This is a genomic window from Roseateles sp., from assembly GCF_036486225.1.
In the GTDB taxonomy this organism is placed as follows: domain Bacteria; phylum Pseudomonadota; class Gammaproteobacteria; order Burkholderiales; family Burkholderiaceae_C; genus Roseateles.
Genome location: NZ_DASVNZ010000295.1, coordinates 1 through 9491, shown reverse-complemented (window position 1 = coordinate 9491; position 9491 = coordinate 1). Strand labels below are relative to the sequence as shown.

Annotated in this window: 9 protein-coding genes and 1 pseudogene; 4 read left to right on the top strand and 6 right to left on the bottom strand. The window is 69.1% G+C overall.

Annotated elements, in window-relative coordinates; translation table 11 throughout:
• Positions 1–396 (top strand): annotated as a pseudogene (locus tag VF536_RS19500) (succinylglutamate desuccinylase); the annotation flags it as partial.
• 37 nt (positions 397–433) lie between these two features.
• Here VF536_RS19500 and metW read toward each other — a convergent pair.
• From metW to VF536_RS19480, 4 genes are all read right to left on the bottom strand, one after another.
• The gene (gene metW, locus VF536_RS19495; protein WP_331616534.1) at positions 434–1018 is read right to left on the bottom strand and encodes a methionine biosynthesis protein MetW; all 585 of its coding nucleotides are present in this window, start codon (positions 1016–1018) and stop codon (positions 434–436) included.
• Positions 1015–2205 carry a homoserine O-succinyltransferase MetX gene (gene metX / locus VF536_RS19490; protein WP_331616533.1) on the bottom strand — a complete coding sequence of 397 codons (1191 nt, stop codon included), beginning with the start codon at positions 2203–2205 and terminating at the stop codon, positions 1015–1017. Before metX ends, metW begins: the two co-directional genes overlap by 4 nt.
• A 204-nt stretch (positions 2206–2409) precedes the next feature.
• Complete coding sequence (sppA, locus tag VF536_RS19485; protein WP_331616532.1) at positions 2410–4281, bottom strand: signal peptide peptidase SppA; 1872 nt, start codon at positions 4279–4281, stop codon at positions 2410–2412.
• A gap of 180 nt (positions 4282–4461) precedes the next feature.
• Positions 4462–5094, bottom strand: a complete 633-nt coding sequence (locus VF536_RS19480; RefSeq protein ID WP_331616531.1) for a glutathione S-transferase family protein — start codon at positions 5092–5094, stop codon at positions 4462–4464.
• 238 nt (positions 5095–5332) lie between these two features.
• On the opposite strand from VF536_RS19480, the gene VF536_RS19475 reads away from it, so the two are divergent.
• The 3 genes from VF536_RS19475 to VF536_RS19465 all read left to right on the top strand — a co-directional run bounded on the left by VF536_RS19475 (position 5333) and on the right by VF536_RS19465 (position 8404).
• The gene (locus VF536_RS19475) at positions 5333–6526 is read left to right on the top strand and encodes a YjgN family protein (protein WP_331616530.1); all 1194 of its coding nucleotides are present in this window, start codon (positions 5333–5335) and stop codon (positions 6524–6526) included.
• 47 nt (positions 6527–6573) lie between these two features.
• On the top strand, positions 6574–7677 hold the full coding sequence (locus VF536_RS19470; RefSeq protein ID WP_331616529.1) for a M48 family metallopeptidase: 1104 nt from the start codon (positions 6574–6576) through the stop codon (positions 7675–7677).
• 64 nt (positions 7678–7741) lie between these two features.
• Positions 7742–8404, top strand: coding sequence for a glutathione S-transferase family protein (locus VF536_RS19465; protein ID WP_331616528.1), 663 nt, complete (start codon positions 7742–7744; stop codon positions 8402–8404).
• Positions 8405–8417: 13 nt separating this feature from the next.
• On the opposite strand, the gene VF536_RS19460 is transcribed toward VF536_RS19465, so the two are convergent.
• Both VF536_RS19460 and VF536_RS19455 read right to left on the bottom strand, forming a co-directional pair.
• Entirely contained in the window at positions 8418–8927 is a 510-nt protein-coding gene (locus tag VF536_RS19460; RefSeq protein ID WP_331616527.1) for a GNAT family N-acetyltransferase, read from the bottom strand.
• A gap of 140 nt (positions 8928–9067) precedes the next feature.
• Positions 9068–9491 (bottom strand): tetratricopeptide repeat protein (locus tag VF536_RS19455; protein ID WP_331616526.1); only part of this gene is annotated, 424 nt, incomplete at its 5' end.

Here is a 9491-nt window from a genome sequence, read left to right as displayed (position 1 = left end):
GCCGATCCGGTGAGCGACCGGCAGGCGGTGCTGGTCGAATGCGGCTCGCACTGGGAGCCCGCGAGCGCCGACATGGCGCTCGATGTGACGCTGCGTTTCCTGCGCCACCTGGAGATGGTCGATGCGAGCTGGGCGGACGCGCAGCTGCTTGTGCCGGAGCCCGAACGGCAGCGCCTCGTGCGCGTCGGCGAAGGCGTGACGGCGGTGACGCCGGAGTTCCGCTTCCTGATGCCGACGCACCACCTGAAGGTGATCCCCCACGCCGGCACGCCGCTGGCCCAGGACGGCGATCGCCGATGGATCACACCGCATGACGACTGCGTGTTGATCATGCCGTCGCGCCGCGCCGGTCTCAGCGGACAGACGATGGTGAGGCTGGGACGCTACGAGGACTGAACGCGACGCGCGTCGCCGCGGATCGGACGGCCGACGCTCAATCCCGATCGAACTTGAACACCGCCATGCTGGCCATCAGGTTCGGCATCACGCGGACCTGCCGGCTCTCCTGCACGCCGAAGCTGTCCAGCACGCGCAGCCCGCACTTGCGCGCCAGGATCTGGAAGTCGGCGTAGGTGCCGACGCGGATGTTGGGCGTGTCGTACCACTGGTACGGCAGCACGCGCGTCACCGGCATCCGGCCCGCGAGGATCTGCAAGCGGTTCGGCCAGTGCGCGAAGTTGGGGAAGCTCACGACGCCCATGCGGCCGACGCGCGCGGTCTCGCGCAGCATCGCCTCAGTGTTGCGCAGGTTCTGCAGCGTCTCCAGCTGCAGCACGACGTCGAAGCTCTGGTCCTCGAAGATCGCCAGCCCCTCCTCCAGGTTGAGCTGGATCACGTTCACGCCGCGCTGCGCGCAGGCGAGCACGTTCGCATCGTCCAGCTCGACACCGTACCCGGTGCAGCCCTTGGTCGCCTGCAGATGCGCCAGCAACTCGCCAGTGCCGCAGCCCAGGTCGAGCACGCGCGAGCCGGTCGGCACCAGCTCGGCAATCATGTCCATCACCGCGCGATCGCTCATACCGACACCCCCGCCAGTCGGTGGGACACCGGCGCGGACGCGCCCCCCGGCATCGGCTTCTCATGCTCCTTGGCAATGCGGTCGAAGTAGGCGCGCAACACGCCGTGGTACCGCGGGTCCTCGAGCAGGAACGCGTCGTGGCCGTGCGGCGCGTCGATCTCGGCATAGGACACGTCGCGCTTGTTGTCGAGCAGCGCCTTCACGATCTCGCGCGAGCGCGCCGGCGAGAAGCGCCAGTCGGTCGTGAAGCTCACCACCAGGAATTTGCACAGCGCGCTGGCGAAGGTGCGGCTCAGGTCGCCGCCGTGCTCGCGCGCCGGATCGAAGTAGTCCAGCGCCCGCGTGATCAGCAGGTAGGTGTTGGCGTCGAAGTACTCGCTGAACTTGTCGCCCTGGTAGCGCAGATAACTCTCGATCTGGAATTCGATGTCCGAGGTCGAGTAGCCGAGCTCCGCCGAGCGCATCTGGCGGCCGAACTTCTCCTCCATCACGTCGTCGCTCAGGTAGGTGATGTGGCCGATCATCCGCGCCACCCGCAGCCCGCGGCGCGGCACCACCCCGTGCTCGTAGAAGAAGCCATCGTGGAACTCGGGGTCGGTGATGATGGCCCGGCGGGCGACCTCGTTGAACGCGATGTTCTGGGCCGACAGGTTGGGCGCAGTCGCCACCGCGATGCAATGCCGCATGCGCTCCGGATACCGCAGCGACCAGTCCAGCGCCTGCATTCCGCCCAGCGAGCCGCCCAGCACCGCCGCCAGCTTCTGGATACCGAAGCGGTCCAGCACCCGCGCCTGCGCGTCGACCCAGTCCTGCACGGTGACGACGGGGAAGTCCTTGCCGTACACGCGGCCGGTGTCCGGATTCAGATGCATCGGACCCGTCGAGCCGAAGCACGAGCCCAGGTTGTTGATGCCGATGACGAAGAAGCGGTCCGTGTCCAGCGGTTTGCCGGGACCGATCAGGTTGTCCCACCAGCCTTCGCTCTTGTCGATGTCGGCATGCGTGCCGGCCACGTGGTGGCTGGCGTTCAGCGCGTGGCAGACGAGGACCGCGTTGGATTTGTCCTCGTTGAGCCGGCCGTAGGTCTCGACCATCAATTCGTAGCCGCCGATGCGGGCGCCGCTGCGCAAGGTCAGCGGCTCGTCGAACAACAAGCGCTGCGGTGTGACGTCACCGACAGATCCCATGGAACACCTCAAAAAACAAAACCCGGCGCCGCTGCTTGAAGCGGAACACCGGGTCTCGATCCGTGGATCGGGTGTCCCTCTTTAGCTGCATTTCTTGGGCGCCCGCAAGCCGGACAAATCGGCGCCATCGGCGGGAGTATAGCCATGCCCTCGCAGGGCCTGGCGTCCCCGGGCCCGCCGCCCGGAGACGCCCTCGGCACGTCCTTACGGGGCCGTGCAGAGGCAGTGCACGATCGCGCGCACCGGCGGTTTGGATCCCGCCGGTCCGGCCTCGGCCTGTTCGGCCAGCCAGGTGATGTCGACCTGCGCTTCGCGCAGCGGTGCCGGCACCGCCGGGATGCCGCCCAGCGCGTGCATGACCATGCCGCGCAGCGACGGCGCCGCAGCGTCGCCCATGCTGGTCAGCAGCCGGTCGAAGGTGCTGCGGTCCGGCTCGACATATCGCACCGTCGGCTCGTCGCCGAGCTTGGCGCGCTTGGCGGCGCTGGCGATCGCATCGGCCAGCAAGCCGGTTCTGTCGACCAGCCCGCGCTCCAGCGCCTGCGTGCCGGTCCACACACGACCCTGGCCGACGGCGTCGATCTGCTGCGGCGACTTCTTGCGCGCCTGCGCCGCCTTGCCGGTGAAGTCGGCATAGATGTGCTCGATGGACGACTGCACCACCTGCGCCATCCGCGGATCCAGCGGACGCCGCGGGTCATAGCCGTTGGCCAGCCAGGTCGTCGTGTAGCCGCCGGTGTGGATCGACAGCTTGTCCAGCAGCTTCTCGCCGGTGGGCAGCATGCCGAACACGCCGATCGAGCCGGTGATCGTCGACGCGTCGGCGATCACCTCGTCCGCCGACATCGAGATCCAGTAGCCGCCCGACGCCGCCACGCCGCCCATGGACACGACGACCGGCTTGCCGACCGCGCGGGTCAGTTCCAGCTCGCGACGCACCAGCTCCGAGGCGAACGCGCTGCCGCCCGGCGAATTCACGCGCAGCACGACGGCCTTGACCTTGTCGTCCTCGCGCGCCTGGCGGATCAGCTTGGACATCGACTCGCCGCCGATCTTGCCCGGGCCGGCGCTGCCGTCGACGATCTCGCCCTCGGCCACGATCACGCCGACCTGCCCTTCGGGCTTGGGCAGCTTGGGCGGCAGTTGCGCGACATAGGCGCCCAGGCCGATCTGGCGCAGGCGCTTCTCGTCCTTGGCGCCGCGCTTCTCGAGCAGCGCCTCGACCTCGTCCTCGGTCTTCAGGCCGTCGACCAGCTTCTCGGCCAGCACGAACTTGCCGGGATCGCCGCCCACGGCCTTCAGGCGCTCCGGCAGCTCGTCGATCGCGCGCTGGATGGATCCCTTGGGCAGCTTGCGCGCCGTCTCGACGCCGGTCTGATAACGGGCCCACAGCTCGTCATACAGGTAGGCATCGGCTTCCATCGTCGCGGGCGACGGGCCGTTGGCGAAGTAGGGCTCGACCGCGTTCTTGTAGGTGCCCACGCGCAGCACGTTGGGCGAGATGCCCACGCGGTCCAGCGCGTCCTTGTAGTAGTTGCGGTAGCGGCCGTAGCCTTCGATCATCACGCCGCCCATCGGGTGGACGTAGACCTCGGTGGCCTGCGCCGCGAGGTAGTACGAGCGCTGGTCGAAGGCCAGCCCGGCGGCCACCACCGGCTTCTTGCTCGCCTTGAAGCGGGTCAGCGCGGCTTCGATCTCATGCAGCGCCGCCGGCGTGGCCCCTCCGAACTGGTCCAGGTCCAGCACGACCTGCACGATGTGGTCGTCCTTGGCCGCCGCGTCCAGCGCGCGCAGGATGTCGCGCAGGCGCGTCTGGGCGCGGGCCTCGCCCTTGATCTGGGCGATCGCCTGATCCCGCGGCGACCCGGAGAACTGCTCGACGACATCGCCGCGGATGTCCAGCACCAGCGTCGTCTTGTCCTGCAGCGGCTTGCCGCCGCGCATCGCCGCCCAGATCAGGCCGATCACGATCAGCCAGAACAGCAGCGTGAACACCACGCGCCGCGTGCCGTTCAGGAACCACCACACGCCACCGAAAAAGCGCCCGATCGGCGCCAACGCTCGCTTCACACCCATCCAATCCTCCCGGGATTCGTCAACGGAATGTCAGGACAGCGAGGATCTGGATCGACCCCCGCTGGGACCGGGCCATTGTGAGCCCAGTTGGGAACCCCGGCGGGAAGTCAGCCGCGGATTCGCCCTTCGGAGGGAGGCGCAAGCCACCGGCGGCCGGCGCCAGGCGCCGTCCACGCCAGGTCAGGCGTTCGCGGGCGGCAGCGTGTCCTGGAAGCTCTGGCGCGTCATGAGCTTGTCGAAGTGCTTCGCGAGGTTGGGGTGCGCCGCGCGCCAGTCGATCTGCGCGAAGCGGAAGTCCAGGTAGCCGAGCGCGCAGCCGAGCGCGATGTCGGCCAGCGTGAAGTGGTTGCCGGAGCACCAGTTCTTCTCGCCCAGCCCGTTGGCCATCGCCTGCAGCGAGGCCAGCACCTTGTTCATCTGGCGCTCCACCCAGGCTTCGCAGCGCTCGGCCGGTGCACGGCCGGACCAGGTGTGCTCCAGGCGCGCCGCGACGCAGGCGTCGACCAGGCCGTCGGCCAGCGCTTCCCAGGTGCGCACTTCGCAGCGCTCGCGGCCACGCTCGGGGATGAGGCGGCCGACCGGCGACAGCGTGTCGACGTACTCGACGATGACGCGCGAATCGAACACCGCGCCGGTGATCGAATCCTGCCCCTCCATCACCAGGCACGGCACCTTGCCGAGCGGGTTGATCTTGAGGATGTTGTCGCTGCCCCAGACGTCTTCCAGCTCGAACTGGTAGTCGAGCTTCTTCTCCGCCATGACGACGCGGACCTTGCGGACGTAGGGGCTGGTGAGGGATCCGATGAGCTTCATGGTGTCGGGAGATTCTAGCGAGTCGCCTCCCGGGACTGACTCCCGCACGCGACAGTGGCGCAGCCCTCATTTGGGTGTATTGCCGTCCCCTGCGCCGGTGACGCACACTCCCGCCCGCCCCGCCCGAATGCGGGGTCGGACCAGGGGGCCGACGACGCGCATCAGGCAAGCCGTGCGCCCAAGGCAACGGCAACGACAACGACAACGACACAACAACGAGAGCGACAGAGAGGGAATCATGCGAGAGCACGAGGAGGGAGCGGCGACCGGCGGTCTGACCGGGTGGCCGTTGTCGGAGTACCGCAAGCGCAAGCTCGAGATCCAGTTCACCGGGTCGGGCAGCGAGTACTTCCGGATCTGGATCGTCAACCTGCTGCTGACGATCGTCACGGCCAGCCTGTACTGGCCGTTCGCGAAGGCGCGGCGCATCCGCTACTTCTATGCCAACACGCTGGTCGACGGCCATGCGCTGAGCTTCCACGGCGATCCGTGGAAGATGTTCCGCGGCCATGTGCTGCTGCTGGTGCTGATGGGCACCTACTCGGCGGCGGGCCATTTCTCGCCGCTGGCGGGCCTGGTGGCCTTCGGCGTGATGGCCGCGATCTGGCCGGCGCTGTGGCGCGCCGGCATGCAGTTCCGGCTGGGCAACACCGGCTGGCGCGGCTTGAGATTCGGCTTCGCCGGCACGCTCAAGGGCGCCTATGCGCCGGCGCTGCCGGTCTGGATCCTGTCCGGCGCGGTCCTCATCGCACAGGTGATCGGCGGACCGGCCGGGATGCCGGTCGACGGCAAGCCGCGTTTCGGCGTGGTCGAGCAGCTGGTGCTGCTGGCCGTGGTCGTCATGGCGCTGGTGATGCCGTGGATCGTCGTGGCGGCCAAGCGCTACCAGCACAACGGCTACCGCATCGCCGCCCAGCAGGGTGACCTGCGCCTGGGCGCCGGCAGCGTGTACTGGCTGTGCCTCAAGGCGGCCGGCATCGGCCTGGCCATCGTGATCGCGGCGATGCTGGTGGCGATGGCATTTGTCGGCGCGAGCGCCCTGAGCGGGTCGAAGGCGGTGATCATGATCTCGACCTTCGTGTCGTTCGGGCTGACCTACCTGCTGCTCTTCGCGATCGTCGGACCGTTCTTCACGGCGCGCTTCCAGAACCTGGTCTGGAACCGCACGACCACCGACGACCTGTCCTTCACCAGCCAGCTGCGCTTCAGCGCGCTGGCGGGGCTCACGCTGAAGAACTGGCTGCTGACGGCGGTGACCCTCGGTCTGTACCGGCCGTTCGCGGCGGTGAACACCGCCCGCCTGCGCCTGGAGGCCGTGAGCCTGACGATGGACGGCGACCCCGAGACCTGGCTGGCCGGCCAGGAGAGCGCCTCGCAGGACGCCGCCGGCGATCTCGCGGGCGACTTCTTCGGCATCGACATGGGCTTGTGATGGGGAACGGACCGGAGGCGCCGGAGGCAGCGGAAACGGAAGCGGCGATGCTCCAGGCAGACTGGTTCGACGGCCGCAGCGCCCGCGCGCGGCCGGTCCGGCTGTGGCTGGAGCGCGAGCAACTGGTCGTCCACGACCAGTCGCTGGAGGGCGTCGAACGCCGCTACCCGATCCGCCAGGTGCAATGGCCGGAGCGGACGCGCCACGGACAGCGCCAGGCGCAACTGCCGGACGGCGGCGTGCTGATGGCCAAGGATGCCGCCGACTGGGACGCCTGGGTCGATACCTCGACGCAGGGGCGCGGACTGGGCGGCGGACTCGCGGAGCGATGGTTCTCCAGCTGGAAGCATTCGATCGCCGCGCTGGTCGCGGTCGTGGCCGTCGGCGGCGCGACCTGGCACTGGGGCGTGCCGGCCGCCGCGGACGTGATCGCCCGCCACCTGCCCACGGCGATCGAGCAGTCGATCGGCGACGGCGCGCTGGACCAGATCGACAGCCTGCTGCTCAAGCCGAGCACGACGTCGGCGCTCGAGCAGCAACAGTGGCGCGAACGCTTCGCCGCGATGGTGGCGAGCCAGCCCGGCCCATCGACGCCCTATGAGCTGCACTTCCGCGACGCGGGCCAGACCTTCGGACCGAATGCGTTCGCGCTGCCGGGCGGACACATCGTGGTCACCGACGAACTGCTGCAACTGCTCGGCGATGAGCCCGACGCGGTGCTGGGCGTGCTGGCGCATGAACTCGGCCATGTGCGGGAGCAGCACGGCCTGCGGCTGACGATGCGGGCGAGCCTGATGGGCGGCCTGCTGGGCTTCGCGATCGGCGACTTCTCGAGCCTGCTCGCGGGCGCACCGGCGGTGCTGATGCAGGCGAGCTACTCGCGCGACTTCGAACGCGAGGCCGACGCGCAGGCGAAGCGGTTGCTGATCGACAGCGGCCGATCGCCGCGCGCGATGCTGGTGCTGTTCGAACGCATCGGCGAGTGGCGTTCGAAACGGTCCGCGCAGGCCCGTGCCGAACGCGCCTCCGAGCCACAGAGCCTCGGCCGCGACGTCGGCGAGCGGGCCAAGGCCGGCGCCGGCGAGCTGCTGCGCATCGCGTTCAACACGCATCCGGCGGACGACGAACGGACGAAGTTCTTCGAGCGCTGATCAAACGCCGATCGCCCGCGTTCGGCGCTCCTACACTCTCCGCTCCACCTTCGCGGAGATCGTGATGAGCGCCTCCCCTTCGACTTCCGGCTACGTCCTCTACGGCACCCAGGGCTCGGGCTCGTCGATCGTCGAGATCGGCCTGCGCTGGTGCGGTCAGGACTACCGGACCGTGCATGCGTCCTCGTGGGAGAACGCGTCGGAGCAGGACGCGCTGCGCGCGCTCAACCCGCTGATGCAGATCCCGACGCTGCGCACGCCCGAGGGCGAGGTGCTCACCGAAAGCGGCGCCATCCTGATGCACCTCGGCCTGCGATTCCCCGCGGCGGGACTGCTCGGCGACGACGCGCACCACCGCGACCAGATCCTGCGCGGCCTCGTCTACATCGCCGCCAACTGCTACAGCTGCATCAGCGTCATCGACTACCCGGAGCGCTACTCCACGCGTACCGGCAAGGACGACCGCGACGCCATCGTCGCGGGCACGAAGGCGCGGCTGCACAAGCACTGGGAGATCTTCGCGGACATGTTCCCCGGCCAGCCGTGGCTCAGCGGCGCAAAGCCGGGGGCGCTCGACGCGATGGCGGTGATCGTGTCGAAGTGGTCAGGGTCGAGGAAGCACCTGGAGGCGAACCGCCCCGCGCTCTTCGCGCTGCTCCAGCGCATCGAGGCGCTGCCGCACGTCGCCGAGGTATGCGCCGCACACTGGCCGCCGAAGACGGCCTGAGCCGCCGATCCGTTCAGGCCGCCTGGAACTGCGGCAGCAGCCGCACATGGGTGTATCGCGCGGGACGCTCGATGGCATCGAGGCTGACGTCGACAGGGGTGAAGCCGCAGCGGGTCCAGAACGTCGCGGACTCGGCTGCTTCGCAGTTGACGTGCAAGCGGCTGAAGTGGCCTTGCGCGCTGGCGAGCACGGCGTTCACGAGACGCTTCGCCAGGCCGTGGCCGCGCCAGTCGGGATGCACGTAGAAGCGGCGCATGCGGCCGGTGCCGGGACGTCCGGGCGGCGGCTCGACGTTGAGTCCCCCCACCGCGATCACCTGCCCGTGCGCATCGAGCCAGGCCCACAGCGATTCGCCGGGCTGCTCGTAGCGGTTGGCGCCGCTGCGCCATTCGTCCATCAAGCGGCGCAGCATCTGCCGCCCCTCGCTCTCGCTGGCCGCGAGCAGCGGCGCCCAGGCGAGGGGATCCATCTGATGCACGCGGATCAGGCGCGGTGCGGCGCCATCGGAAGCCAGGGGAAGCATCGAACGAAACGGTAATCAGTCATCGACCAGGCGGTCCATCGATCGGGTCCACCGATCGGGAAAGGACGGATTAAGCAGCAGGCGGAACGCCCCTCACATCAGGGACAACCCGCCCGCCGTCGGTCCTTTCCAACGGTCGATCACCGCGGCGGTTCCGGCTTCTTCGCGCTGCCCGGCTGCTCGATCCAGGCCTTCAGTTCCGCGGCCCGCGCATGCTTGGGCGACAGCTCGATGAACGCCTGGTACGCGGCCCGCGCCCCGGCGTCGTCGCCCGCGCGCAGCAGCGCGTCGCCCAGGTTCAGGTGCGCCAGCGCACGGCTGCCGTCCATCTCGATGGCCTTGCGGTACCAGCGCGCGGCCTCCGCCGGCTTGTCGCGCTTGTAGTAGATGAAGCCCAGGTTGTTGGCCGCCAGCGCGAACTTCGGCTGGAGCTTGAGCGCTTCGGTGAACGCGGCCTCGGCCTCGTCGTAGCGGCGCTCCTTGTAGAGCTGCAGGCCTCGGTCGTTGGCGCGCTGCGCCGCGATGCGCGCGCTGGTCGGCGCCGGCGCGGCGCTGGTGGCGATC

What these genes read in the sequence shown, in the direction of transcription:
- sppA (WP_331616532.1), bottom strand. Translation starts at nt 4,281, where the DNA reads ATGGGTGTGAAGCGAGCGTTGGCGCCGATCGGGCGCTTTTTCGGTGGC.
- metW (WP_331616534.1), bottom strand. Translation starts at nt 1,018, where the DNA reads ATGAGCGATCGCGCGGTGATGGACATGATTGCCGAGCTGGTGCCGACC.
- VF536_RS19480 (WP_331616531.1), bottom strand. Translation starts at nt 5,094, where the DNA reads ATGAAGCTCATCGGATCCCTCACCAGCCCCTACGTCCGCAAGGTCCGC.
- VF536_RS19470 (WP_331616529.1), top strand. Translation starts at nt 6,574, where the DNA reads ATGCTCCAGGCAGACTGGTTCGACGGCCGCAGCGCCCGCGCGCGGCCG.
- VF536_RS19465 (WP_331616528.1), top strand. Translation starts at nt 7,742, where the DNA reads ATGAGCGCCTCCCCTTCGACTTCCGGCTACGTCCTCTACGGCACCCAG.
- VF536_RS19460 (WP_331616527.1), bottom strand. Translation starts at nt 8,927, where the DNA reads ATGCTTCCCCTGGCTTCCGATGGCGCCGCACCGCGCCTGATCCGCGTG.
- VF536_RS19475 (WP_331616530.1), top strand. Translation starts at nt 5,333, where the DNA reads ATGCGAGAGCACGAGGAGGGAGCGGCGACCGGCGGTCTGACCGGGTGG.
- metX (WP_331616533.1), bottom strand. Translation starts at nt 2,205, where the DNA reads ATGGGATCTGTCGGTGACGTCACACCGCAGCGCTTGTTGTTCGACGAG.